Source organism: Fibrobacter sp. UWB1 (assembly GCF_002210325.1).
Classification (GTDB): Bacteria; Fibrobacterota; Fibrobacteria; order Fibrobacterales; family Fibrobacteraceae; genus Fibrobacter.
This window is the reverse complement of record NZ_MWQL01000012.1, coordinates 1-22996: the sequence shown is the minus strand read 5'-3', so window position 1 is coordinate 22996 and position 22996 is coordinate 1. Positions and strand designations below refer to the sequence as shown.

28 protein-coding genes are annotated in these 22996 nt (G+C 48.9%); 12 read left to right on the top strand and 16 right to left on the bottom strand.

The window, feature by feature from the left end; genetic code table 11:
* Positions 1-284: 284 nt before the first annotated feature.
* Complete coding sequence (locus tag B7988_RS10030) at positions 285-1208, bottom strand: IS3 family transposase (protein ID WP_249268959.1); 924 nt, start codon at positions 1206-1208, stop codon at positions 285-287.
* A gap of 32 nt (positions 1209-1240) precedes the next feature.
* Positions 1241-1672: a transposase gene (locus tag B7988_RS10025; RefSeq protein ID WP_088657318.1), complete on the bottom strand. Its 432-nt coding sequence runs from the start codon at positions 1670-1672 to the stop codon at positions 1241-1243.
* A gap of 188 nt (positions 1673-1860) precedes the next feature.
* On the opposite strand from B7988_RS10025, the gene B7988_RS10020 reads away from it, so the two are divergent.
* Positions 1861-2376 (top strand): hypothetical protein, encoded by a 516-nt coding sequence (locus B7988_RS10020; RefSeq protein ID WP_249268950.1) that lies wholly within the window; start codon positions 1861-1863, stop codon positions 2374-2376.
* Between the two features lie 2 nt (positions 2377-2378).
* Positions 2379-3242 (top strand): nucleotidyl transferase AbiEii/AbiGii toxin family protein, encoded by an 864-nt coding sequence (locus B7988_RS10015; protein ID WP_088657788.1) that lies wholly within the window; start codon positions 2379-2381, stop codon positions 3240-3242.
* Between the two features lie 29 nt (positions 3243-3271).
* Here the strand turns inward: B7988_RS10015 and B7988_RS10010 are convergent, their stop codons facing one another.
* The 3 genes from B7988_RS10010 to B7988_RS10000 form a co-directional block, all read right to left on the bottom strand.
* The gene (locus tag B7988_RS10010; RefSeq protein WP_088637357.1) at positions 3272-3784 is read right to left on the bottom strand and encodes a flavodoxin; all 513 of its coding nucleotides are present in this window, start codon (positions 3782-3784) and stop codon (positions 3272-3274) included.
* A 191-nt stretch (positions 3785-3975) separates the two neighbouring features.
* Complete coding sequence (locus B7988_RS10005; RefSeq protein ID WP_088657787.1) at positions 3976-4341, bottom strand: aldo/keto reductase; 366 nt, start codon at positions 4339-4341, stop codon at positions 3976-3978.
* 51 nt (positions 4342-4392) lie between these two features.
* Positions 4393-5757 carry an ATP-binding protein gene (locus B7988_RS10000; protein WP_088657786.1) on the bottom strand — a complete coding sequence of 455 codons (1365 nt, stop codon included), beginning with the start codon at positions 5755-5757 and terminating at the stop codon, positions 4393-4395.
* A 210-nt stretch (positions 5758-5967) separates the two neighbouring features.
* Here B7988_RS10000 and B7988_RS09995 point away from each other — a divergent pair, with 210 nt between their 5' ends.
* Positions 5968-6906, top strand: a complete 939-nt coding sequence (locus tag B7988_RS09995) for an aldo/keto reductase (protein ID WP_249268949.1) — start codon at positions 5968-5970, stop codon at positions 6904-6906.
* Between the two features lie 66 nt (positions 6907-6972).
* Positions 6973-7785, top strand: coding sequence for a LysR family transcriptional regulator (locus B7988_RS09990; protein WP_088657785.1), 813 nt, complete (start codon positions 6973-6975; stop codon positions 7783-7785).
* On the opposite strand, the gene B7988_RS09985 is transcribed toward B7988_RS09990, so the two are convergent.
* The 11 genes from B7988_RS09985 to B7988_RS09935 all read right to left on the bottom strand — a co-directional run bounded on the left by B7988_RS09985 (position 7774) and on the right by B7988_RS09935 (position 17413).
* Positions 7774-9165 carry a DUF3943 domain-containing protein gene (locus B7988_RS09985; protein ID WP_141225629.1) on the bottom strand — a complete coding sequence of 464 codons (1392 nt, stop codon included), beginning with the start codon at positions 9163-9165 and terminating at the stop codon, positions 7774-7776. The two genes, B7988_RS09990 and B7988_RS09985, sit on opposite strands and share 12 nt — an antisense overlap.
* 488 nt (positions 9166-9653) lie before the next feature.
* Positions 9654-9986 (bottom strand): putative quinol monooxygenase, encoded by a 333-nt coding sequence (locus B7988_RS09980; protein ID WP_088657844.1) that lies wholly within the window; start codon positions 9984-9986, stop codon positions 9654-9656.
* A gap of 180 nt (positions 9987-10166) precedes the next feature.
* Positions 10167-11588 (bottom strand): ATP-binding protein, encoded by a 1422-nt coding sequence (locus tag B7988_RS09975; RefSeq protein WP_088657783.1) that lies wholly within the window; start codon positions 11586-11588, stop codon positions 10167-10169.
* A gap of 158 nt (positions 11589-11746) precedes the next feature.
* Positions 11747-12616: a phosphatase PAP2 family protein gene (locus tag B7988_RS09970; RefSeq protein WP_141225628.1), complete on the bottom strand. Its 870-nt coding sequence runs from the start codon at positions 12614-12616 to the stop codon at positions 11747-11749.
* A gap of 16 nt (positions 12617-12632) precedes the next feature.
* Positions 12633-13250, bottom strand: coding sequence for a flavodoxin (locus B7988_RS09965; protein ID WP_088657781.1), 618 nt, complete (start codon positions 13248-13250; stop codon positions 12633-12635).
* Positions 13251-13561: 311 nt separating this feature from the next.
* Complete coding sequence (locus tag B7988_RS09960; protein ID WP_088657780.1) at positions 13562-14551, bottom strand: permease; 990 nt, start codon at positions 14549-14551, stop codon at positions 13562-13564.
* Positions 14529-14948: an arsenate reductase ArsC gene (locus B7988_RS09955; RefSeq protein ID WP_088657779.1), complete on the bottom strand. Its 420-nt coding sequence runs from the start codon at positions 14946-14948 to the stop codon at positions 14529-14531. The genes B7988_RS09960 and B7988_RS09955 overlap by 23 nt, the downstream gene beginning before the upstream one ends.
* Positions 14945-15184, bottom strand: a complete 240-nt coding sequence (locus B7988_RS09950) for a thioredoxin family protein (RefSeq protein WP_088657843.1) — start codon at positions 15182-15184, stop codon at positions 14945-14947. The genes B7988_RS09955 and B7988_RS09950 overlap by 4 nt, the downstream gene beginning before the upstream one ends.
* A 56-nt stretch (positions 15185-15240) precedes the next feature.
* Entirely contained in the window at positions 15241-15567 is a 327-nt protein-coding gene (locus tag B7988_RS09945) for a winged helix-turn-helix domain-containing protein (RefSeq protein ID WP_088657778.1), read from the bottom strand.
* A gap of 91 nt (positions 15568-15658) precedes the next feature.
* Positions 15659-16012 (bottom strand): cyclophilin-like fold protein, encoded by a 354-nt coding sequence (locus tag B7988_RS09940; protein ID WP_088657777.1) that lies wholly within the window; start codon positions 16010-16012, stop codon positions 15659-15661.
* 210 nt (positions 16013-16222) lie between these two features.
* Entirely contained in the window at positions 16223-17413 is a 1191-nt protein-coding gene (locus B7988_RS09935) for a Bcr/CflA family efflux MFS transporter (RefSeq protein WP_170930618.1), read from the bottom strand.
* Positions 17414-17678: 265 nt separating this feature from the next.
* On the opposite strand from B7988_RS09935, the gene B7988_RS09930 reads away from it, so the two are divergent.
* The 8 genes from B7988_RS09930 (at position 17679) to B7988_RS15060 (ending at position 22899) form a co-directional block, all read left to right on the top strand.
* Complete coding sequence (locus B7988_RS09930; protein WP_088657775.1) at positions 17679-18182, top strand: hypothetical protein; 504 nt, start codon at positions 17679-17681, stop codon at positions 18180-18182.
* A gap of 31 nt (positions 18183-18213) precedes the next feature.
* On the top strand, positions 18214-18879 hold the full coding sequence (locus B7988_RS09925; RefSeq protein ID WP_170930616.1) for an MmcQ/YjbR family DNA-binding protein: 666 nt from the start codon (positions 18214-18216) through the stop codon (positions 18877-18879).
* A gap of 985 nt (positions 18880-19864) precedes the next feature.
* Complete coding sequence (locus B7988_RS15065; RefSeq protein WP_170930614.1) at positions 19865-20041, top strand: hypothetical protein; 177 nt, start codon at positions 19865-19867, stop codon at positions 20039-20041.
* Positions 20042-20133: 92 nt separating this feature from the next.
* Positions 20134-20844, top strand: coding sequence for a hypothetical protein (locus tag B7988_RS09915; protein WP_088657772.1), 711 nt, complete (start codon positions 20134-20136; stop codon positions 20842-20844).
* 77 nt (positions 20845-20921) lie between these two features.
* The gene (locus B7988_RS09910; protein WP_141225627.1) at positions 20922-21194 is read left to right on the top strand and encodes a hypothetical protein; all 273 of its coding nucleotides are present in this window, start codon (positions 20922-20924) and stop codon (positions 21192-21194) included.
* A 21-nt stretch (positions 21195-21215) separates the two neighbouring features.
* On the top strand, positions 21216-21833 hold the full coding sequence (locus B7988_RS09905; RefSeq protein ID WP_088657770.1) for a hypothetical protein: 618 nt from the start codon (positions 21216-21218) through the stop codon (positions 21831-21833).
* Positions 21811-22269: a hypothetical protein gene (locus tag B7988_RS09900; RefSeq protein WP_088657769.1), complete on the top strand. Its 459-nt coding sequence runs from the start codon at positions 21811-21813 to the stop codon at positions 22267-22269. The genes B7988_RS09905 and B7988_RS09900 overlap by 23 nt, the downstream gene beginning before the upstream one ends.
* A 456-nt stretch (positions 22270-22725) precedes the next feature.
* A complete protein-coding gene (locus B7988_RS15060) occupies positions 22726-22899 on the top strand; it encodes a hypothetical protein (RefSeq protein ID WP_170930613.1) in 174 nt (57 codons plus the stop codon).
* Positions 22900-22996: the final 97 nt, after the last annotated feature.

The following is a 22996-nucleotide window of genomic DNA, read 5'->3' as shown; positions in this document are numbered from 1 at the left end:
GTCCCTAGTTTCATGGTTTGTTCCTTTTTTATCTACACCTTTAATATAAATAAATGCGCAAACCCCGCAAAATACCATTTTTTCATGCTCAGTATGCGCGAAACGCATAGTGAAAAATCGTTTCAACCATCATCCACCCCAAATACGTCTGTATGTCATAAGAGAAGCATAATGACCATCACTGAAAAAGGTTGACACTTCTTAGGTGATTTTACTGACCGGGTTGACAGTTTCTCTGACTTGGTTTACACCTTTTCCCCGGTATATCGATCCCGGTTGACAGTTCAACCGACTTGGTTGTCACTGCCGACTGGGCCTTCTCCATCCAAAGATATCTTTTTGCCTGCCTCGCGACGTTCGCGGGGCGTCTTCCAGCACCTTTTTTGCGGTCCCTCTTGACCGTGCGCTTCGTTAGGAGTCTGCATCCCGATGCTCATGTGGGGCCGTTCACCGTTGTAGAACGGGATTATTCTCTCGAGTTCGGCCTGGCACTCCTTGCGTGTTGCGAACTTCATCTTGTACAGCCATTCAGTTTTCAGGATGCCGTTTGCGCGTTCCGCGACGGCGTTCTCCAGCGGATCGCCGCTTTGTGTCATGCTGATGCCTATGTTGAGCTTCTTGAGCACTCCCACATATTCGTGGCTGCAGTATTGGCTGCCCCTGTCGGAGTGGTGTATCAGGGCGTGGGCGTGTTCGAGCGGGATCGTGCCCAGCGCCATGAGCAGCGCCTTTAGCGGATAGCGTGTTTCCAGCGTCGGGCCAAGCGCCCAGCCAACGATCTTGTGCGAGTAGGCGTCCGTCACCAGTGACAGGTAGCACACGCCCTCGTCGGTTTCCACGTAGGTGATGTCCGCGACCCATATCTGGTTCGGACGGTTCGGGACTACGCCTGCGATCAGGTTCGGGTACTTCCTGTAGTTGTGTTCCGAGTTCGTCGTCCTGTAGCGCCTGCGCCGCTTCAGTCGCACCATGAGGTCGTTTTCCCGGAGCAGCTCCACGAACGAGTCCCGGCCCATCATGTCCGGAGCCCCCATGCTGGCCGAGATGATCCTGTGCAGTTTCGCGCAGCCAAGTCCGGGGTTGTCCTTGCGGTAACGGCGTGCCGCGTCCAGGACCACGCACTCCATCGCGTCGCCCGCGAAGTCATTGTCGCTTCGCTTGTAGAACGCCTGCCTGCTATAACCAAACAGCCCGCAGAGGGCTTCCAGGGATGTGCCTGGGAGCCTCCTGCGTAGCAGGGCTACCGTTTGGTGCCAGATTTTTTTCTGATGGGTATGTTGAACTTGCTCTCGGCAAGCTCTATCATGGTGTCGAAGGCCTTCGCGCGCAGCGTCTCGGTATCCAGCGCCTTCTGCAGGCGACGGTTCTCGAGTTCAAGCTCGCGTATCCTTTCTTCGGGGTCCTTGGCCATGTCTTCAGCCTCGCTTGTCCCCAAAGATAGCGATTCTTCGCGCAGGTAGCGGTCCATCCAGTTGAATAGGACCTGCCTGCTACTTAGGTGGTGCTTCTCGACGATTTGTGCCGCAGTCATCTTTCCCGCCTGGTATTCGGCGACAACCGCCATTTTGTCTTCGTCGTCGAAGATGCGCTTTTCGCTGGTAACGCTAGTCCATCGGGGATATCCGAACTGGTCGTATTCCGCGACTCTCTTTATTACCTGTTTTGTCTTCATTGGCACTACTCCTGCTTTTTTGAGTAGTGTCAACTTTTTTCAGTATAAGACATAAAAAACGTATTTTTCAAAAAATCACTTGATTTTCTCCAGTTAATATATTATTTTTATAGTTATTGGAGGAAATCGTGATAAGAACCGTATCAGAAATTCTTTCAGACCTTGGTCAAAAATACAGGCAGCCCCAAATGAAGTTGCGTCAAATGACCCTGCGCGGCGAAATAACGCAAGTTATCCGCGGGCTGTACGAGACCGACAAGAACACCCCGGGCGAAGCCCTTGCAGGGGCGATTTACGGCCCATCGTATCTTTCCTTCGATTATGCCCTTTCAAGGCACGGGCTCATTCCCGAAGCCGTACATCTCTTTACTTCCGCATCGTTCAAGAAGAACAAGACCAAACTGTACAAGACGCCCTTCGGCGAGTTTTCGTATTCCGATGTCCCGCCCGACGTCTTTCCGCACGGAGTCAACATCGAAAACGCAGAAGACAGGCCCTACGCAATGGCCACCTGTGAAAAGGCCCTTTGCGACAAGCTCTACAAGGAGCACCCGATTGCAGGCAAGCGCGCCATGGAAACGTTCCTGTTCGAAAACTTGCGCATCGAAGTCGGTGATTTACGGAACCTAGATTTCGACTTCATCGAAAAGGTCGCCCCCTTGTACAGAAAGAAGAATCTACAAATTCTATCCAAGATGAGGTAGGCATGGCTCACGTACTTGATTCAATGCTTGCGAAATATAATTGCAAAAACGTTTCGGACTACAGAAACGCCCTCAAGGAAATTTCGCAGGAAGTCGCCCTGTGCGGACTTTCACGTGGAGGGTTCTTCGACAAGGCCGCCTTCTATGGCGGCACAGCGCTCCGCATATTCTATGGGCTGGACCGTTTTTCGGAGGACCTGGACTTTTCGTTGATCAAGCCAGACGAAGGTTTCGAGCTTTCACGTTATTTTGGCGTGCTTGAAGAAGAGCTCTACTCTGTCGGCCTGGAGATGTCTGTCGAAGCGAAAAGCAAGCCGCACGGATCTCCGGTGCAGTCGGCCTTTCTCAAGGGCAACACGCTCAAGCACTTGCTTAAAATTGTTCCCGCAAAGCACTCCCCCTTGCCCGTTCCCGGGAACGAAATCCTGAAAATCAAATTCGAGGTGGACACGAATCCACCAGAGTCAGCCACCTACGAAAGCAAGTATCGGCTGCTGCCATCGCCGTTCATGGTCCGACTCTACGACAAGCCCTCGCTTTTTGCGGGCAAACTCCACGCGTTACTTTGTCGCGGATGGAAAAGCAGGGTCAAGGGTCGCGATTTCTACGACTTTGTATGGTATATCTCGCAGAACACGGGCGTAAACTTGCCGCACCTGCAAAAGAGAATGGAACAGACTGGGCACTGGAAAAGTGCGGACACCTTGACTTTTGATGGACTCAAGGATCTACTAAAGGAACGTTTCCACTCCGTCGATTTCGAGGAGGCGAAAAGGGATGTCCGGCCGTTCATTGCCGACAGCGACAAACTGAATCTCTGGAGCGAGAACTTTTTCTGCGCCATCACCGAAGAGTGGAAACAATAAGCCAGTTCCGCCCATAAGGCGCTAGCCGATTACTTCACCCACTTGTCGACTTCTTTCTGGGCCTTGTCGCGTTCGTTCTGGGCCACGTGTCCGTAGATGGCAAGGCCGGGAGTCACGTTCGCACCGGTCACCTTCTTGAGGCGCGCAACACCCGAGAGGCCGCTGCCTTCGTGGGTCACGAACGGGTGAATCGTCTTGCCCTTCAGGTTATACTTCTCGAAGAAGGTGAACATGGGCATGGGCATTTCGCCCCACCACACCGGGTAGCCGACGTAAATTTCGTCGAATTCTTCGGGGTTCACGTTCACCGGCTTGATGGCCGGGCGTGCGTCCTGCGCAAGTTCCTTTTTGGCCACGTTGATGCAGTCGTCGTAGCCCTTGGGGTATTCCTTCGCGGGTTCCACGTGCAAAAGCGTGCCGCCCGTCTTTTTCGCAATCATCTCGGCAATGATTTCAGTATTGCCCTTGGAAATGTTCCCGACGGAATAGTTTTCATCGGCACGGGAATAGTAAACGACGAGGATTTTCTTTTCTGCTGCCATAGAGACTCCTAGAAGAAGTGATAAAAGAATCAAGGTGATTTTTTTCATGGAATCCGCCTTTTCTGTTAAAAATTTCTTGAACCGGTTGCCTTTAATATAAATAATTTCAGGACGGCCGCGTAATGCGTAATTTTTATGATCACTATGCGTGTAGTGCATAGTGAACAAACGGTCGGCGGCAATGAAGGTCTTTAGTCGCCGGGGTTCCAGTCCTTGAAATGCTGGATTTCGGCAAGGGTCGAGGTAAAGAAGCGCTTTTCCTTGTCGAGGCCGCGAATCTTTTTCATGTCGTCTTCGGAAAGCTTGAAGTTATAGACCTCGATGTTTTCCTTGATGTAATCCGGGTTGCGGGCCCCCGGAATCGTAGAGAAGCCTTCCTGCACATGCCAGCGTAGGATAATCTGCGCGGGCGACTTCTTGTACTTTGCCGCCAGTGGGTGCAAGACGGCCGCAAAATCCCGCTCCAGCAAATGATTGACCTTGCCGCAACCCTCATGGAAGGCGGCATCAAGGCTTTCGCGAACCGGGAGTAAAAAAGAAAAAGGCGAGCAATCCAATTACAAAAACGGGCATCACGAAAATTATTCAGCAGAAAAATAATTTTCCTACTAAATAATTTTAAGGACATCTTCCGGCAAAAAGACAATTCCATCCGTCTTGTCGCGAGGTCTTTCTTTCAAAAAAAGAACCGGGACGATTTTTCTATACTTGTAGACGAACGACAATTTCTGGACCTGCTCATTCAGATGAGCAAACAGGCGCCCTGCATTTTCGCTATTCGTCCATTTGCATTCCCCGACAAGTAGCGTTTTCTTGTCCATGCTTTCGGCAACGACATCGATTTCGATCCGTTCTGACTTGCCGACATTGCCCCACCACCTGGAAGCCACATTGAACATTTCGTCACCGACAACCTGCCCGCTAACAGCCTGCCGGCAAAGGCGTTCCCAGCAAAAACCTTCAAATTCAGGGAAATGCTGTTTTACGATTTCTTCCACGTAATCAACACGCCCCAGTTCCAACAGCGAACGATACGGGCTGATAAACCGGTAATAGAAATTAATGAACGGGTCGGACAAGTGGTAAATGCCGTGCTTGCTATTTTTAGGATTTTCACCGAAAGGGATTTCCCGGTCCACAAGCTGCATGGTCACGAGCCTTTTTAAAGGGGCGCTCAAAGTCGCCGCATTCTTTTCGGCACGCGCCGCAATCTCCGAAATTCGGTTCGCGCCGTTCCCGATGATTCCTAGAAGTGTGGACGCCTGCACCAGGTCGCGCATGTCGTCGCGCAAAATATGCACAGGCTCGTCGTGAAGGACGCCCAAGGGAGAGAGGGCCAATTCCCTCAGGGCCGACATGAAACTCCGATACCGTTCACGCAATTCCCAATATCGGGGCACTCCGCCCCAAACGGCATATTCAGAAACGGCCTCCTTTGCCGAAATTTTCAACGCAGAAGGCAAGTAAGAAACCGGAATAGGCTTCAACCGGAGAATTTCATGGGCACGCCCATACAATGGCGATTTTTCGTCGAGGGCGACATTGAACATCATCTGTTGCGACGAGCCACAAATCACCAAGTTGAAGTTCAAGGACTTTTCGTCCAGCAGCTTTTGCAGCGTAGAGGGCAACATCTCGCACGACTTCACAAGATACGGGAACTCGTCCAGGCAGAGCGTAGAACCCTTCGCGCACCTGTAGTTGAAGGCCCTAAAAAGCGACTCCCAGTCGGGATAAGCAACGGAATCGAAACCCTCATACCGGACTGCAATCGCCATGGCCAGGAAACGGCGCTGGGCGGATTCTTCCGAACGGTCCGCCATAAAATAGATATCGTTTTCCTTCAAGACGCGCTTTAACAAGGTGGACTTGCCCAACCTGCGACGGCCATAGACAACGACAAAAGACGCCCCCTTCCGGGAGAGTTCCGCCTTCAGCCTTTTCGATTCTTCTTCACGATCTAGGAATTCCATACCCCTAATATAACAAATTATTTAGCAGAAAAATAATTTTCCTACTAAATAATTTTTGAAATTTAGCCATTTATTGAGCGTTTCCCGGCCTGGTCCTTGAGCCAACGAAGGTGAGCGAGGGGGAGGCTTCCCCCGCCCATGCCTTCAAAGCATATCTTTTATGCAAAATAAGTATTTTGATTTGTTGCGGGATTTGGTTATTTTTAGGGCATGAGGTGGTTCAGTTTCTTGTTCGTTTTCCTGTTCATGGCGTGTTCGAGCGATGCAGCGTCGCAGGCGGTGCCGAAGGTTTCGGACAAAGGAGGTTCAATCGTGCAGAATAGCAAAGGGGCAGCCCCAACGGTCAAGTTGAATTCGGGTTTCGACATGCCGGTTCTCGGGCTTGGCACCTGGACTTTGCGCGGCAAGGTGGCTGAAGACGCTGTCTATGTCGCCATCAAGAACGGGTATCGATTGATTGACACGGCAAAATATTACGACAACGAAGAAGCCGTGGGTAGGGGAATCCGCCGAGCAATTGACGACGGGCTTGTGAAGCGCGAAGATTTGTTCGTGACGTCGAAACTGGTGCCGTGGAGCAACTCCTTAGACGAAGACATCGACGACTCTCTTGAAAAGCTGGGGCTCAAATATATCGACTTGATGCTGTTGCACCAGCACGGGAGCGACGCCGAGGACAAGGCGGTTTACAAGGCTATGGAACGCGCAGTGAAGGCGATGAAGATCCGTTCCATCGGCATTTCGAATTACTACACCGAAAAGACGGCGAAGCGCTTTTTTGCCGATTTCGAAATCAAGCCTGCCGTGGTGCAAAATGAGAACCACGTGTTTTACCAGAACACGAAATTCAAGGAATACGCAAAACGCTATGGCGCTGTGGTGGAATCTTATTACCCGCTGGGCGGGCGCGGCCACACCGAAGACGTCTTGGGGAACAAGGTTGTCGCAAAGATAGCGAAGGCTCACGGGAAATCGGCCGCACAGGTGGTGTTGCGCTGGCATGTGCAATCGGGCTACATTGCCATTCCGGGCTCCAAGAACCCTGACCACATCGCAGAAAACATATCGATTTTCGACTTCGAGTTGACAGACGACGAAATGAAGCAAATCGCCACCCTCGATACGGGCCACCGCTACGAAAACTGGTGAAAATCTTCCCACTATTCACTTGGCGCATAGCGGATTTATTATATTCTCCCCCAAAAGGGGCTTTTTATGTTTGTCGAGACTTACATCTTGCGATTGCTGGCCGGGTTCCTGGAATACGGGACGCTTTCTGCCGTTGCGGACAAGCTCTACACTTCGCAGCCGGCGGTGAGCCGCGCGTTCAAGAAGCTGGAAGACGAAATCGGCGCTCCACTTTTCGAGCGCAAAAAGAACCGCATTGAGATGAACGAGAAGGGACGCACGGTCGCCGAATACGCTAAGCGCATCATGGACTTGCAAAGCGAGATGATGGAAAAGGTGAGCCCGCAGGGAGCGGGTACGCGCACGTTCTCTATCGCGTCGGTGGCGATCCTCCCCGCCATGCGGATGGTGCAGGAACTGCAAGAAAAGCACCCGGGGGCACAGGTCACCTACAAGATTATCGACAACGAGGCGGGCGTTCTGAAGGCGCTGAACGAGGGTTCGGCGGATATCGGCATCACGCTCAAGGCCCCGCGCGCAAAGAAATACCGCGCCGAAAAGTATATGCAGGAGCGGCTCTCGATTGCGCTCCCGAAAAAACACCCGCTGGCCAAGCGCAAGTCCATCCGGCTCCGGGAACTCAAGGGAGAAACAATCATCCAGCGCAGCAACGTTGGTTTCTGGGAGCAGGTCAAGCGCAAGAAGATTCCCGACGCCACCTTCATCAAACACGACAGCGTGAAGGGCATTTCAAAGCTCATTGAGCAGTCTTCGCTGTTGACCTTCGTTTCGGACCACCAGTTCGATTACGAAATTCCCAAGGACCGCAAGATTGTGCCGCTCGCCGACCGCGAAATGAACGTGGAATTTTTCAAGGTGACGCTGGCGTCAACTCCCTAGCAGGTGGAAATTCAGGTACCACGAAAAGGCATGGATGCGCCTGGACATGGGTTCTGCATATTCCGAGGAATAGGCAGCCATTTTCACGTAGGTATCAAGCCTGTGGCCCAGATCCAACCAGGAGAACAGCCTGTATTCCACCGCGGTATTGTTGAGGAGCAAGAAATCCCAGCCCGAAACGCCATATTCCGCAGTCGTTCCCTCGATGGTCTTCATGGCATCTATCGTCGTCTTGTTGTAGATTCTCCACCTCTTGTATAGGGTTTCTATCATCAGGCTGTATTTCACGCCGGAATTGTACTGGTAGCTATCCATGTCGGGCTTGTAATCCGGGTGAAATTCTTGGATAATGTCATCGTAGCCCATGTCGGCAGAGCCAAGCATAATCCAGTAAACCTGGTTCATGACACGGAACCGCAAGTTGGGAGTCAGCCAAAGGGCTATGTCCATGGCCCCGCCAAGCGAAAGCGTGCTTACCGTAGCAAGGTCCCCGTAAAAAGTATCGTAATCCAGATTCACCGAAAAATCAAGCCAATGGCCTCGCCCGTGGATACCTCTGTTCACAAGTTTCCCCATGATATCCATCTGCAACACATCCCCTTCAAGTCCGCCTTCGCCGAAGAAGTTTAAAGTGAAGTAATCGAACGGCCGCCTTACCCTCATGTAGGGCCGACCATACTCAAGGGAAACCGCCATCATTCCGTGACGGTCGTTCCATTCGGCATCCAGCTCGTCGGCATCTTCGCCACCGAACCGATAGTCAGAACCGAACCTGGAGCCAATACCCGTGGCAACCGTCAACTCGATTGGTGTCCAGCCCGTGTAAAAATCCCTGTTGCCGAACACCCTGCGCTGGGCATATCCGGCGGGTTCCAGGGCGAAAGCGAGCAGATGCCTGTACCAGGGCACCTTGGAACCGTTGTACGATGCGCGGGAAAGCCTGTAGAGGACTTCGCCAAACATGGAGCCAGCTACTGTCGTAGAAATTAAGTCATTCGGCGCCGGGTATTCCGTTTCGCAGAACATTTCCCAGGTGGAGCTCCCAAGGGCGGCAAACGCCATGCTTCCGTAAAAGCCGTAGCCACCGGCACGGGCCGTGGCGTAGTACATGGAGCCCTGATACGGGTGTCCGTAAAAGTTGATGGCCCAATGGTTATGGTCCCATTCCCAGCCTTCGCGGAAGTTCCGCTTCCAATAGCTGGGGCCCGTATGTGCGTAACTCTTGTCCAAGACCCAGTAATCCCAAGCCCAAACAAAGGCGTTGAGCCCGAGCACTTCGGTCCCGACGATAAGCGGATTCACGTGGGTGCCAAACAGGCTGTCTTTGGGAATAATGGTCGTGTCGGGAGCATTTTCTTTGGGAACCAGGGTGTCACCCATACTCCTGCGGAAATTGAACAGATCCCGCGCTTCCTGCACGCTGAAAACAGCGTCCTTATCTAGAATCTTTATTCGGAGGCTGTCCGGAAGTTGTGTAAATTCTTTGTCCAAATTTTGTGCATACGCGGTAACGCAAAAAGATATGACAAGAATAACAAACGCTTTTAGAACTTTCAGGAACTTCACGGCACAATTTTAAGAATTATCACGTCGTTTAAAAAGGGCATATTCGCAACTTTCTGACGGAGCGACAAATTCTGCAGATTAAACATACATGCACATCTTGATTATTCAAGTCACCAAAGTACGACAATAAAACACACTTTTAATTGCGGAAATTACAAAAAAGCTAGATCGGTCAACTATGGGTTACGGGTGCAGAACGTCTTCCAGCCATTCTTCGATTTCCTCGCGGCTGGTGCCGATGGCGAAGCGCTCGCTTTCGAGCCAGGAGCAAAGTCGAAAACAACGCGAGCGATTTCATCGGGCTATTTCCTGATGAACTTTTCGTCGGTCTTGGGCATGGTGTTGTCGGGCGTGTAGCGCTCGACCGTCATTTTCAAGTCGTACTTGTCGCGGAGTTTTGCAATCGTCTTCATCATGGGTGAAGCGTGGTGCGCGTCGATGGCCGTCTGGCTTTCCCACGCATCAATCAGCAAGATGGTCTCGGGATCGTCCAGCGACTGGAAATATTCGTAGCGGACGTTTCCCTTCTCGGCGCGGATTTTCGCCACCGTCCCGCTAGAGACCATCTCTTCGGCGAACTTCTTTGCCGCCCCGTTCTTACCCGTATAGCGCAGGTTTACCGTAATGTTGCTCATGGCACTCTCCGCAAACACGCTCGCAGCGAGCGCAAGGATTGAAAAAATTGTTAAAAACTTGAGCTTCATTTTGTCACTCCGAAGTGTTTCATATGTAATATAAATATTTTCGGAGTATGCGCAAAATGCTTATTTTTCATGCTCAGTATGCGCAGGACGCATAGTGGAAGCAAGCGCTTTTCAATATAAGCAATCCGCAGTAAGCTTAACGGGAATTGATTCTGAATATTGGTTCTTTTTCAAGGGACATGCCGTAATGAGCGTTTTGAATATTCCCTTGCGGGTTCCGGTTTCGCTCACGAACGCTGCAAAACGGCGTTCCATCTTGTTGAATTCCGATTCGGTAAGGATGTAATCCGTTTCGGAGTATTTCAATTCGCAAAGGTTTATCATTCCGTCGGCCCGGTCGATAATCAGGTCAATCTGGGCAGGTGTTTTCTTGTCTTTGCTGCGCCAAGAATACTGCTGTGTCGAAATCGCATCAATCCTGAGAGCTTCTTTAATTTGTTGAGTATGGAGCAGGCAGACTTTTTCGAAAGCGAGCCCAAGCCAAGTATTCACGACGGGGGTATTGATGTGGTTCTCCCAAAAGCGGGTGTCACCCTTGGCTTTGCTGTTGAAGTATAGGTGGAATAAGGTAAACGGATCGACCAGCTGATAAATGCCGCTGTTTTCCTTGACGACCTTCTTTTCGCGCACCATGTATTTTCGGATAAATCCGCATTCGATGAGATTTTGAATCTGCTCGGAGAGGGTTCCGCCTTTTTCAGCCTTCATTGACGCGATGATTTCCTTGCGGGTCATGCCCTGTTTTTTTTGAGCGAGTGTTTCCACAATACGCATGTATGGTTCTGCCGCATTGAAAAGAGTCTTGAAAAGTCGCTTGTATTCGCGCCGCATTTCCCCGTTTTCGGAGAAGTAAAGTCGGTCTATGTTTTGGGCAAGGCTTTCGCTTTCGTCGAAGAGGCTGAGGTAGTAGGCAACACCGCCTGTGAACATGTACGACTGCAAGACCATTTGCCTGGACCAGGTGAAGTTTTTTGAGAGTAGATATTCCTCGGTTTCCTTGAGCGTAAAAGGCAGAAGCTTTATCTCGTGTGTAATCCTGTTGTGCAGCCCTCCTCTGCTGTCGATGAGGTTCTTTATCATCCAGGATGTTGCGGAACCACATACGATGAGTTTAAAGTTGTCTTGGGTCGAAGCCCAGCTATTCCAAAAATGCCCAAGGGCTTTTGTAAAACCAGAACCTTGTGTATCGAGGCTTGGAATTTCGTCAATGAAAACGATACAGGGGTTGCCGTTAGAAATTCTGTCCGAAAGGGCTTTGCGCAGTTGAGAAAACGCTTCCATCCAATTTTTAGGACGTTCATTGCTCTTGTAACCGAAGATGTCCATGGCGTCAAGGAACGCGTCTATTTGGTCGTCCTTTTTACCTTCCAGGACTCCGGTCATTGAAAAAGCGAATTGGCTTTTGAAGGTCTGGTTGACGAGGAAGGTTTTCCCTACGCGGCGCCTACCGTATAAAGCGATGAATTCTGCATTTTTAGAGGCGATATATCGCTCTAGCAGTTCGATTTCAGAATTTCTTCCAATTATACTCATGATCTTAAATTTATAACATTTTTCGCCAAAAGTCAATAAAAATTTAAGTTTTGGCGAGATTTTGTCTTTATTTTCGCCATAACTCGCTCAAACGATGAGTTTTGGCGAAAGAAAAGTAAATTTCATCGTTACACAAGGTTGTGAACCAGACATTAGGCTTATATTCTCACGCTGAGCACGGCGCCTTTGGTATCGTCGTAAAATAGCGGGGCGATGGTGACCTTGGGCAGGGCCTGCTTTTCGCCGGCTTTTTCCTTGTAGAACACGCTGCCGATGTACCAGCCGATGGATGCTCCCATCAGGGTTCCCGCGACGGCGTCGGAGAACCAGTGGGCTTCGCCTTTTGCACCGAGCACCATGCTTGTCGCGATATAGCCCGCATACAGGGCGCAGCCTGCCACGACAAGGGGCTTATCGCGGTTGTAGCTTGCGATGCTCATGACCATGGCAGCGTTGGTCATGGAATGTCCCGAGGGCCAGCCGTAAAAAACGCCGCGCCTAAAAAATCCCCATTTGAAATCGCGGGAACGCTCGCCGCTGTTGAGTTCTGCGTCGGGGTGCTCGCGTGCCGAAATCGCCTTGAGGATGTTGTTGTAGAGGAACGCTACGGCGGTGGCCTGCACGGCGACGGCACCGGTGTTGTTCAGCGCGCGGTTGTCGCTGATAAAGTACATGTAGCCCGGAATAAGAATCGGGAAGAACGTCCCCATCATCATGCCGGGAGTGAACGCAATGCCATACGTGAGCTGGTCCTGACGGGCCGCAAAACGGGCAACCATCAAGTCGTTATTTTCCATCGAGAACTTGTACGTAAGCGCTCCGCCGAGCATGTGGAACCCGAGCGGCCAGCCGAACGCACTCAGCAACATGTTGTGTCCCAGGTGATCGAACGGGGAAAGCTTTGGCGCGGTATCAGCACCCACTAAAGCCGCTACGGAATCTGCTTCGACAGCAGCGGAACCCGTGGCACAGGCAAAAGCCAAAACCACCATCCAACGAAGCGCTATTTTGTCTAGACGAAAAATCAAGATTTGACCTCGTTTATTATTTCGAGAGCGCCTTCACCCAATCGCGGACAACGGCTTCGGAATCCTTGACCTTGCTTCCGCGCACAGAAAGGGCGGTATTCTTGTCGAATGCAGCACCCTTCGCCTGCATCAACTTTTCGAGCGTAGGTAGGCTCCCGGCACCGTCGGACGACCCTTCGTGAGAGAAAAACGCGTAGACGTTTTTACCTTGCAGGTTAGCCTGCTTCAGGAAAGTCATCACGGGCATCGGCACGTCGTACCACCAGACCGGAAAGCCGACAAACACGGTCTTGTAACGTTCCATTTCTTTGTCGCTCAGGGAGAGGTTTATCTCGGGATAAATATTTCCGTCCTTTTCCTTTTTGGCGACATCGACTGTTTCGTTGTAGCTAACAGGGTATTCTTCCTTGCGCAAGATGCGGGCGTAATCGGCTCCGACTTCGTCGGCAATCCAGTGCGCCATGCTCCGCAAGTGCCCAGACCAGGTGAAATACACCACCAGCACATCGCCTTTTTTCGAGAAATCCGCATCGGCATTCTGGTCGGTCCTGTTGCGTTCGGCGCAGCCTGCCAAGGAGAGCAGGGCAAGCGCGAACGTTAAGACAAGAGTGTAAATTCTAGCGAGTTTTTTCATGGAGTGTTCCTTTTTGGGCTACCTTTCTTAAATATAAATTAGATAAAAAAAATACCGATTCGCAATAGTAAAAATACGGCCGGGATTAACGGTTTTACGGTTCGGAAATTTTTATATTGTCGACAAGGAAAAATTCCCCTACGACCGTGGCGACATCTCCTTTGAAATGAAATTATTCGACTGAGCGCACGTTTTTTACCTTTAATAGTCATGAAAAGTCCATTTTTGGTAGATTTATAGAAGTAAAATCGCCAAAACTAATTCAAAACGATGATTCACTTGGTTCGCCGACATTAACACAAACTAAATAATCAGGAACTTATAGAAAGATTGTAACCGATCCCAAGAACGATGATTGCCGCTGTAACCGTTCCGAAAAAGACGAATATCAGCTTAAGTGTCATGACCTTTTTCAAAAGCATGGCTTCGGGGAGCGAGAGTCCCACAACGGCCATCATAAAGGCAAGTGCCGTTCCAAGAGCGACACCCTTTTGAACAAGAACCTCGACAATGGGAATAACTCCAGCTGCATTTGCGTACATGGGAACGGCAAGAATTACCGCCAAGGGAACGGCAAACCATTTGTCTTTTAACAGGTATTCTTCAAAAAATCCCGAGGGAACATAACCGTGCATTAATGCGCCGATTGCAATGCCTGCAAGCACATAGGGCAAAACCGAACGCGTTACACCAAGGGCATCCCTTGCTACTTGGGGTATTTTCTGCAGTACTTGAACGCCCCTTTGCTTAAGGCTACATGGCATTGCATCGTTGTTGACGGATTCGTTTGTCCGCTGCAAATTTTTCACCCAATCGCTTAGAAATCTTTCCAGCTTGAACCGTTCCAGGAACATCCCTAAAAATGTTCCAAGAAACACGCCGGAACCTACATAAATCACAGTCACTTTCAATCCGAATGTTCCCGCAAGCATAGCAATAGCAACCTCGTTTACAAGTGGCGATGTTATAAGAAAACTGAACGTGACGCCAAGGGGGATGCCGCCCCTGACAAAACCGATGAACAGGGGAATACTGGAACATGAGCAGAAAGGGGTAACCGCTCCGAAGATTGCGGCGAGGAAATATTGGATTCCGTACAAACGATGCGACGACAAAAAATTGCGAATCGCCTCAATCGGGAAAAATGTATTCAGCAGCCCCATCAGGAAACTAATAAAAAGCAATATCAGGATAATTTTGAGGCTGTCGTAAACGAAGAAATTTATCGTCGAGCCCAAAGGAGACGAGCCATCCAATCCAATGATGTTGTAAACAAGATTATCGGTGAATGATTGTATCATAGAAAGCCCTTACTGCCGTGTCTATTTCATCCCTTACACGACGAAATTCCTGCAGAATTTCGGTTTCAGTCCCTCTGAACGCGTCAGGATCATCAAAGCCAAGATGAATTCTGTTCTTAACACCCCCCAAAAAAATCGGACAACTTTCTTTCGCCTTGTCGCAGACGGTGACAACGTAGTCCCACGATGTATCAAGGTACTGCGATACATTTTTGGGCTTATTAAGGGAAATGTCAACCCCTCGTTCCTTCATCACTTCGATTGCAGCCGGATGCACGTTCTTTGCCGGAAACGTTCCTGCAGAACATACGGTCAACGACGAATCCAGAGCCTTGAGAAATCCTTCGGCCATTTGACTACGGCACCTGTTGCCTGTACAAAGAAAGAGTATCTTCACATTTCACCTTTGATAAGTTCTTTTATTTTATCTTCGCTAATTTTACCTGTGGACACAAGCCGTTCATCGACAACAAGCGCGGGTAAAGTCATGACATTGTACGGAAGCATTTGGACAACATCGTCAATGCGGGAAACTGAAGCTTCTATGCCCGATTCCTTAACGATTTTTTCAACTGTTGCAGCAAAGGCGATATTGCAGCCACACTGACTCATGAGTATTTTTATGTTTTTCATTTTATCCTCTTTTTGTTTGTAGTTCGTAGAATAACGAACATATATGGCAAATTTTTTTAGCAATCGCATTTCCTATTGCAAAAATCTTTATTGAAGAAATCACTGAACAATGCCTGAGCCTTTTTCCAGTTCTTTTTGTTTATGCAGTACTTGACCTTGGGCGTTTCAATTTCACCCTGAATCAAACCGGCCTCTTTTAGTTCCTTTAAATGCTGGCTAACCGTGGCCTTCGCAATGGGCAATTCTTCGTGGATATCGCCAAAATAACAGGTATTGCGCTTGGCCAAGAACTGCATGATACTTACGCGTGCGGGATGCGCCAAAGCCTTGGCATACCTCGCCAAGGTCTCTGTTTCTTCACAGTATTTGCTCTTTTGGGCCATTTCATTCCTGTTTGTTGTTCGTAAATATACAAACATTATTTTTGAAAAGCAAGGGAATTATTGTTTTTTTCTTGAGGTGACAAGAAAACGTTTATTCCACCGAGAATGTCACCTTCACGTTCCCTTTTCCGAGGATCTGCTGGAGGCGTTTCTTGTTCACGCTGTCGATACGGGCCAGGCGCGTGAAGTTCCAGGAGTTCTTGTCGTAGTAGATGGTGATGGAGTTGCCCTGGTAAAGGATGATGTCGCCTGCGTCGGTGTCGATTTGCTTGTCGTTACGCGGAAAACTGCGCGGCAAGTCGGCCACCTTCTCGAAACTGCCGTAGTCGTGCATGTCGAGCGTGAGGTCGCCCTGCGCAAGGAATTCGGCGAAGGCCTTGGCGGAGGAATTTTCTTCGAACGTTGCCGTGAAGGCGGTGTCGTTCACATGGATTTTGAGTTTCATGGTAGCCTCCCCCGCTTTAGATGTTGAACCGGCCGATGAACTTGCGGGCACTGCGTCGGGCGTTTTACTTGCGGACGATTTCGGCGTCTGAGTTTCAGGTTGCGTTGAATGGCTCGCAGCATCGCTGCAGGCTACCAGAAAGAACAACGCTATAAGGACAATGTTTCGCATACACACAATATAAATAATTGTGCGAGCGATTCAAAATACTTATTTGCTATGACTCACTATGCCTTTTGCGCATAGTGAACCGATGGCGAGAACCGAAACAAGCGTCAAAACGGCACCCACAACAAGGACGATCGAAACACTTGTGGCAATGTCGCCCATGCCGACCAGCGGAGAGACGATTCCGCCCATCAAGAAGCCTGATGCCCCGATGGCCGCGGCTGCGGTGCCTGCATTTGCGCGTTCGGCGTTCAAAGCCAATGCGTTTGCAGGGGGCTGACTCATGCCGAACATGAACGTAAGCCCCATGAAGGCGACCTGCAGAAGCGGGAGTAAAGCGTGCGTCATGAGGGCGGCAGCAACGGCAATCGCGAAAACGAACATTCCTGCACCAGCGATTTTGAGAGCCTTGCGTTCATCGCCGACTTTGCCCGACAAGACGCAGCCAAACGCCGTAAACAACGCATTCAACGCAAAGCAGAGGCTGAAGCCCACAGGCGAAAGGCCGTAGATTTTCTGGTAAATGAACGGCGAAGACGCGATATACCCGAACAAGATAATCATCGGGAACGTGCATACCAGAAAATACAATACGTAGGTGCGGTTCTTGAACACTTTTGCGTACAAGCTAAAACTTGCCAAGACAGACTTTTTGCTGCGGCGTTTTACCGGGAGCGATTCCTGGAATTTCCCTGACATAAAGAGCAGCAAAGCGCCGTACAGGAGCAACACCGCGAAAGTTCCCTTCCAACTCATGAAATTCAGCAAGAATCCGCCTAGCACCGGGGCTATAATCGGGGCGACTCCGTTCACAGCACTCACCATGGCAAGGAACTTGGTGAGGACGGGACCACGGTAGGAATCCGCCGAAATAGAACGCGCAATCACGATGCCGCCAGACGCAGCCATGCCCTGCAACAAACGAAACACGTTGAAGGTTACGATGTTCGGTGCGACAATGCAGGCGACTGTCCCGCAAACAAAAAGCAACAGACAAACTAGCAACAACTTTTTGCGGCCGTACTTGTCGCTCAGCGGGCCTACAAAGATTTGCCCCACCGAAAGTCCGAGCATGCTCATGGTGAGGCTCAGTTGCGCCATCGAGGGGCTTGCCGCAAAGTAATCGGCAAGGCTCGGGAGGGCCGGCAAGTAAAGGTCTGTCACGAAGGGGCCAAATGCCGAAAGCAGCCCAAGCAACAGCATAAGGAAAGTAAATTTCTGTTTTCCGCTCATAAATTCCTCTTGGCGAAACCGCATGGAATCGCCATAAAAAAAGCCCGCAAAGCCTTACAACTGGACTTATGCGGGACCGCTACACGTTGATTTCGCAAGCGAATTTAGGAAAAAATTTTTCCGTTGGCAAGTTCTTGACAAAGCCAAAAAAAATTTTTATTTATGGGCACGAAATTTCATTGCGTATAATGGTTCAGCGTGAAACTCAAACATAAGGGTTTTGCGCCTTTTTTATTGCGCAGGGCCCGCAACAAAAGAGGATAAAATGGACTTTTACATGAAACTCCCGCGCGGCAAACGCGAATTCACCCTTTTTCTCGTGACGCTTTCGATTATCTCGATGAACATCATCGCGCCACTCATCACCTGTTTCGAGATGGGCTTTAGCATGGAAAGCTGGGCGCACGTATTCCCGATTATGCCGATACTCTGGCCGTGCGTCATCGCGACGGTGCTTGTCACATATAAGCCTGCGGCGTTCCTGACTTCAAAGCTTACGCAGAAGGGCGACAGTTTCCATGCGGTGATTACACTCAACATCATGTGCACGGTTTTCCTGATGTCCATCATCTTGACGATTGTAGGTACCTGGGTCGGAAACCGCGAAATTACAATGGAGCCGCTGGTGAATTTCTTTTACAAGTGGCCTCGCAATTTTGCCATTTCGCTCGCAGTAGAAATCTTGATCGCGCAGCCGATTGCACGCCGCGTGATGCTAGGCCTGCACAAGTACCGCGACGCCCGCCGGGAAGTCGCTGTTTCTAACTGAGCCGTAAATAATTTTATCTATTTTTTCGTTCGTGACAGGCATCGAAGAACAATTCAACGGCAAGAAACTCCTTGTCAAGAAGCTCATTCCGTTCGGGTTCACGAAGGAAGGGTCTAACTATGCGCTCGTCCGCGAAATACTTGGCGGGCAATTCCGTCTGGAAATCAGAGTGGGACGGGGCAAGAAGGTTTCAGTCAAGGTCTTCGACAACGATTCCGGCGAAGAATACCTACTGTTTTCGGTGCTGTCTGTGCAGGGGGCCCTCGTGGGCCGCATCCGCAAAGAAGTTTTCGCTATTACGGATAAATTCATCAGCGAATGTTTCGAGACGCAGATTTTTAAAAGGAAATCAGCAAACGACCTGATTGGCTACGCGGAGCAAAAATACGGAGACAAGCCCGAATATCTGTGGGAACGGTTTCCGCAATTCGCCGCCATCCGCAAGCACGAAAACAAGAAATGGTATTGCCTATTGGGGACTGTCGAAAAATCAAAAGTTGGCCTCAAGGGCGACGAGATTATCGAAGTGGCGAACTTCAAGATAGTCCCAAAGGAATTGCCGGGACTCCTGAAAAAGCCCGGCTACCTCCCCGCATACCACATGAACAAGAAAAGCTGGGTAACCGTCCTCCTTGACGGGACTGTGCCGCTAACCGAAATCAAAAAATTGCTGGATAAAAGCTATACGCTGGCGTGAAAAAGCAACCAAGGTCACATTATTTTTCATCGGTACACAAGGTTGTGCACCAAAAAGTACACAAAGTTGTGGTCCACAAGGTTGTGTACCAGGCGTTTGGCTTAAATATACGTTTATTCCACCGAAAATAAATAATTGCATAAGCAATTAATACTTATTTGCTATGACTCACTATGCCTTTTACGCGTTGTGAAGCCTTATACGCTATCCCAAAAGTTTGTCGGCACCTGTTTTCAGAAAGTGGATAATTCCCGTAATCAAAAAACCGTTTTCATCGGTATGCACGGGCTAAAGTCATCGCTAGTGGCTAATTGGACCGAAAATGGCGAAAAACGTCAAATTTTAAGATTTCCGTTTCCCCATCGAAAATTGTAAAAGATGTCTTTAACGCTTTGGACGTAGCCTTTTACATTTCCCGCACAAAAAACAATACTATGATAGGGTACGTCCAAACTACAAGGAAGAGCCGATTATGGAATACACATTTGAGAAAAAACGCCTTTTTTCCGAAAAAAAAGAATTTTTCTGCACTTTCGTGCGCTTTTTAGACTATTTTATGTTATTTTTAGTAAGAAATAGAGAGTTTAGCTCTTGCCCTCTGTACGAAATCTAGACAATTTCCCAATGCGAGGACAAGGCGAACGCTCACGCAGGTATGCCGTTTTGCGGTGTATCTCGGTTTGTCGTGACCGGCTTTTCAACCGGTCTTTGGTCGTATGACCAAGGGCAACAGCCCGTTTGGGGCGTGGGTCGTTTGCGTTTATCGCATTGAGGCATGTCTAGAGCCCCGTACAGGTAAACGCAACGATCTGCGCCTTTTTTTGTATCCATACAAAATTTGGCGAAGTTCCTTGCTGAGCAGGGGCGGAACTCCTGGTTTTTAACAGAACCTGACTAAGACTTTTTGCATATGCAAAACGCATCATGTCGAGACCCGCACGATATGGTGTGCAATAGAGTGTGGGATATAGTAAGGATGTTGCTAATGATTGACGATTCTTTAAACAAAATTGAAAAAGTTTTAAAAGCTGTAATTGACTTTCAGAAAACCTCGTATAGTGGCGATTTTGAAGGTCGAACTTTGGAAACACAATCCCCTGATATAGAGGGAGCTCTCAATGCCATTAATGAAATACGAAAAGAACTTAAACAGCAATCTTAAATGAGGTCATGCCACACTTAGTCGAAACCCGTACGACATAGTGTGTAGTTTTTTCTACGGGACAATAAATCTTCAAATTAAGGAGTTCTCTTATGAGTCTCGAAGTTGATAATTACAATGAGCATCCGAAATATGATGTCTATAGATGCGATGGATGTAGGGCAACGGGGCGATCCCCTATACACACGGGATTGCCTGACGGATGGACAAAAGGTGGAATCCTTGGTTTTGATTACTGCCCACGCTGCACTGCAAAACGGGACGCAAAAGAAGCTGAGCGAGAAGCGAAGTCGTGGAATAATACACCAACCGGAAAAAAAGTCAACAAAGCAGTTGGAAAAGGGTGTGGTTGTCTTATCGTTATGTTTCTCGCTTTGTTGCTTATTCCCAAATTTTGTGGTTATGTGGACGAAGCGAAAGCAAATCAAAAATCACAAGTAGAACATAGCCAAACTGAATCCGTTTCAGAACAACCTTCAACTCCGAAGACATCTAGTTATCTTAATGGAATTGACGACATCAACAATAGTGACGATTTGTCGCAATTCTATTTTGACATTGCTGGCAAGTTTCATAATAACAAAATGGGACTTAAGGGTTCACAGGAACAAATTAACGCCGCCAATGAACTGATGAGCGTTGTATATGTATTCTTAGCTCGCTCAGCTAAAAAAGAAACAGATTTAAATGTTGATAATATGCAGACAGCAATTCAAAACATGTCTAATGTTTCGAATTTTCGAAAAAAGAAGGCTCTTGAAGAGTTACAATTAGGCATGGATAAAATTCGTGAAATTAATTAATGGCTTTTATACAAAATGTAGATATTGTAGACATTTTTTTTCACAACATTTGGTTGTTTATAAAAAGAGGATTGACTATGGACGATTCTTCGGTAAGAGAATATGAAAGGAAAGCTCTGCTTTTAAAACAGAATAGAAATATCAATCAAGTAAAAAGCATCGATGACTTGATTCGGTTGCTTTTGAATGAAAAAGAAATAGAAAATTTTCTTTATGAAATTGAACATCTCGGTGATTCTGTTGATTCTAGAGTTTTAGGTCTGGCGAACCTTATAGGAGAATCAATATTTACATTACCACAAATGTTGAAGTTGTTAGAGCAAATAAAACTTTCACAACAAATAAAGTAGATGTAAATTAGTGAATTATTCATGAAATACATCCTGTTTTTACTCGCGTTCTCTGTCCTAGCTTTTGCCGACAAGCCGACCGGCGTGTGGCGTTTCGCCCGCACAAATTCCATGCAATCTACAGCTTGGAACCATCCGGGCGAACTCATAGACTTGGGCGACAGGCAGGTATGCCTTTATGTCGGACAGATTAACTTTCCGCCCAACAGGGACGGCACCTGTGACGACATACTCATCTTACACCTAGCCAAAGCGCAAGCCATGAAAGAGAACGGGAAGATTATCGGGTTGTACTGTGCATACGACTGGTCTTTTCCCGATATGGGCGGTAATTTTCTGACCAATGACGTGTACCGTGAGAATTGCCCGGACATTTTGGCAACCGTCAACGGCGGGTTCGACGTGGTTGGAGAATATTGGTTCAAGCCGAAGGAAAACCAGACCATATATTACGAAGATGGAGCCCCAATCAGACAGACCCTATCGAATACCAGGGAGGTGCTGGACAGGTTCGACAAGAAATACGAGAACCAGATAAGGTATCGCGACACATACGACTGGATACAGCTGAAGCCAGGCTACGGATGGGATCAGTGGGAGCGACCGGGGAGCGTGTATGGGAAACGGATGGGCAAATAAAAAATTTATCATCGCCTTTGCGTTTGCCCTGCTTATTTGCGCTTGTGCTACGACACACGACAGGGAGAACCGCTTCGACACGCTCGTTTCTGCCAGATTCAACAGCATTACAAAGATCCATTGTCTAAACCGGACGGCGCTTTCTGAGGAAACGCAAGTTGACTTTCGTGTAAAGGTCTTGCAAAAAAAGGACGATCCGCTGCGAGTCTGTTATCGGATTTCTGAGTTCGAAAGGTGTTTCGATACACGCCTGGACTATACTTACACTGAATGCCGCGAGACAACGCCGCCTTACAAACGTTGTCACGATGACCGTTTTGATGGCATCGAGGTCTGGAAAATTTATCACATCGGGGCGGGTGACACACTGATGCTGGGGAACGACATCTTTATCGCAATTACAGGCGAAGGCTGCTTTGCCGCGGCTAAGCAATGACGGTTGCCGCTAAAATATAGCCCGACCCACGTCAGTGGAGAACGCCCTTTCCTTACATTTCTGTTTATAGAAGTACAGCGGCTCGCAATTTGCAGGTCGTTTTTTTGTTTTCTGAAGTGGCGAAATTTATGTTGCTTGACAATGCCACGTTGTTTATGTATATTATTTTCGTAATTCGATAATCCCTGCGACAGTCGGCATAGACCATTCGGTCCGTACGTGCATCCGCGGTGGGGCCCATCAACCTTCTTGTTGATGCTGTTGGATAGCTGGCAGGAACACGACCTGCTCGAGTTCACCCCTTCGGGGGTGGCAAGTAACGCCGGGGAAAGCCCCCGCCAACAACATCGCAAGATCATCCCAAACATTCAAAAACAAACAAAGGCGTAATGCGTTCTGTATTCGCAGGCGCATTCCTGCTAACATGTTGAGGACTTACTTCAACAAGGAGTTTTTATGTTCGAAGAAATTTTCGGAAAATTTAACGGGAGTCCAAGCCCCAGCAATAACAACGGCATAGGGGATTTCGCCAAGACCCTGGAAGAAAAGGACGCTGAAATCAGACGGCTCAAGGAAATGGTTTTGCGGTGCCCGAAATGCGGAACAAAACTTCGTTATCCAAGGGGGTAAAACATGGAAAAAGTTCATCCTGGGAAAGTTTTAAGGTCACAATTGGGGATGCGGACGAATAGTTGGACACAACTAGAGGACGCATCATGTACTTTAC

What these genes read in the sequence shown, in the direction of transcription:
- B7988_RS10025 (WP_088657318.1), bottom strand. Translation starts at nt 1,672, where the DNA reads ATGAAGACAAAACAGGTAATAAAGAGAGTCGCGGAATACGACCAGTTC.
- B7988_RS10020 (WP_249268950.1), top strand. Translation starts at nt 1,861, where the DNA reads ATGAAGTTGCGTCAAATGACCCTGCGCGGCGAAATAACGCAAGTTATC.
- B7988_RS10015 (WP_088657788.1), top strand. Translation starts at nt 2,379, where the DNA reads ATGGCTCACGTACTTGATTCAATGCTTGCGAAATATAATTGCAAAAAC.
- B7988_RS10010 (WP_088637357.1), bottom strand. Translation starts at nt 3,784, where the DNA reads ATGGCAGCAGAAAAGAAAATCCTCGTCGTTTACTATTCCCGTGCCGAT.
- B7988_RS10000 (WP_088657786.1), bottom strand. Translation starts at nt 5,757, where the DNA reads ATGGAATTCCTAGATCGTGAAGAAGAATCGAAAAGGCTGAAGGCGGAA.
- B7988_RS09995 (WP_249268949.1), top strand. Translation starts at nt 5,968, where the DNA reads ATGAGGTGGTTCAGTTTCTTGTTCGTTTTCCTGTTCATGGCGTGTTCG.
- B7988_RS09990 (WP_088657785.1), top strand. Translation starts at nt 6,973, where the DNA reads ATGTTTGTCGAGACTTACATCTTGCGATTGCTGGCCGGGTTCCTGGAA.
- B7988_RS09985 (WP_141225629.1), bottom strand. Translation starts at nt 9,165, where the DNA reads ATGGGTGACACCCTGGTTCCCAAAGAAAATGCTCCCGACACGACCATT.
- B7988_RS09980 (WP_088657844.1), bottom strand. Translation starts at nt 9,986, where the DNA reads ATGAGCAACATTACGGTAAACCTGCGCTATACGGGTAAGAACGGGGCG.
- B7988_RS09975 (WP_088657783.1), bottom strand. Translation starts at nt 11,588, where the DNA reads ATGAGTATAATTGGAAGAAATTCTGAAATCGAACTGCTAGAGCGATAT.
- B7988_RS09965 (WP_088657781.1), bottom strand. Translation starts at nt 13,250, where the DNA reads ATGAAAAAACTCGCTAGAATTTACACTCTTGTCTTAACGTTCGCGCTT.
- B7988_RS09960 (WP_088657780.1), bottom strand. Translation starts at nt 14,551, where the DNA reads ATGATACAATCATTCACCGATAATCTTGTTTACAACATCATTGGATTG.
- B7988_RS09950 (WP_088657843.1), bottom strand. Translation starts at nt 15,184, where the DNA reads ATGAAAAACATAAAAATACTCATGAGTCAGTGTGGCTGCAATATCGCC.
- B7988_RS09945 (WP_088657778.1), bottom strand. Translation starts at nt 15,567, where the DNA reads ATGGCCCAAAAGAGCAAATACTGTGAAGAAACAGAGACCTTGGCGAGG.
- B7988_RS09940 (WP_088657777.1), bottom strand. Translation starts at nt 16,012, where the DNA reads ATGAAACTCAAAATCCATGTGAACGACACCGCCTTCACGGCAACGTTC.
- B7988_RS09935 (WP_170930618.1), bottom strand. Translation starts at nt 17,413, where the DNA reads ATGAGCGGAAAACAGAAATTTACTTTCCTTATGCTGTTGCTTGGGCTG.
- B7988_RS09930 (WP_088657775.1), top strand. Translation starts at nt 17,679, where the DNA reads ATGGACTTTTACATGAAACTCCCGCGCGGCAAACGCGAATTCACCCTT.
- B7988_RS15065 (WP_170930614.1), top strand. Translation starts at nt 19,865, where the DNA reads ATGATTGACGATTCTTTAAACAAAATTGAAAAAGTTTTAAAAGCTGTA.
- B7988_RS09915 (WP_088657772.1), top strand. Translation starts at nt 20,134, where the DNA reads ATGAGTCTCGAAGTTGATAATTACAATGAGCATCCGAAATATGATGTC.
- B7988_RS09910 (WP_141225627.1), top strand. Translation starts at nt 20,922, where the DNA reads ATGGACGATTCTTCGGTAAGAGAATATGAAAGGAAAGCTCTGCTTTTA.
- B7988_RS09905 (WP_088657770.1), top strand. Translation starts at nt 21,216, where the DNA reads ATGAAATACATCCTGTTTTTACTCGCGTTCTCTGTCCTAGCTTTTGCC.
- B7988_RS09900 (WP_088657769.1), top strand. Translation starts at nt 21,811, where the DNA reads ATGGGAAACGGATGGGCAAATAAAAAATTTATCATCGCCTTTGCGTTT.
- B7988_RS15060 (WP_170930613.1), top strand. Translation starts at nt 22,726, where the DNA reads ATGTTCGAAGAAATTTTCGGAAAATTTAACGGGAGTCCAAGCCCCAGC.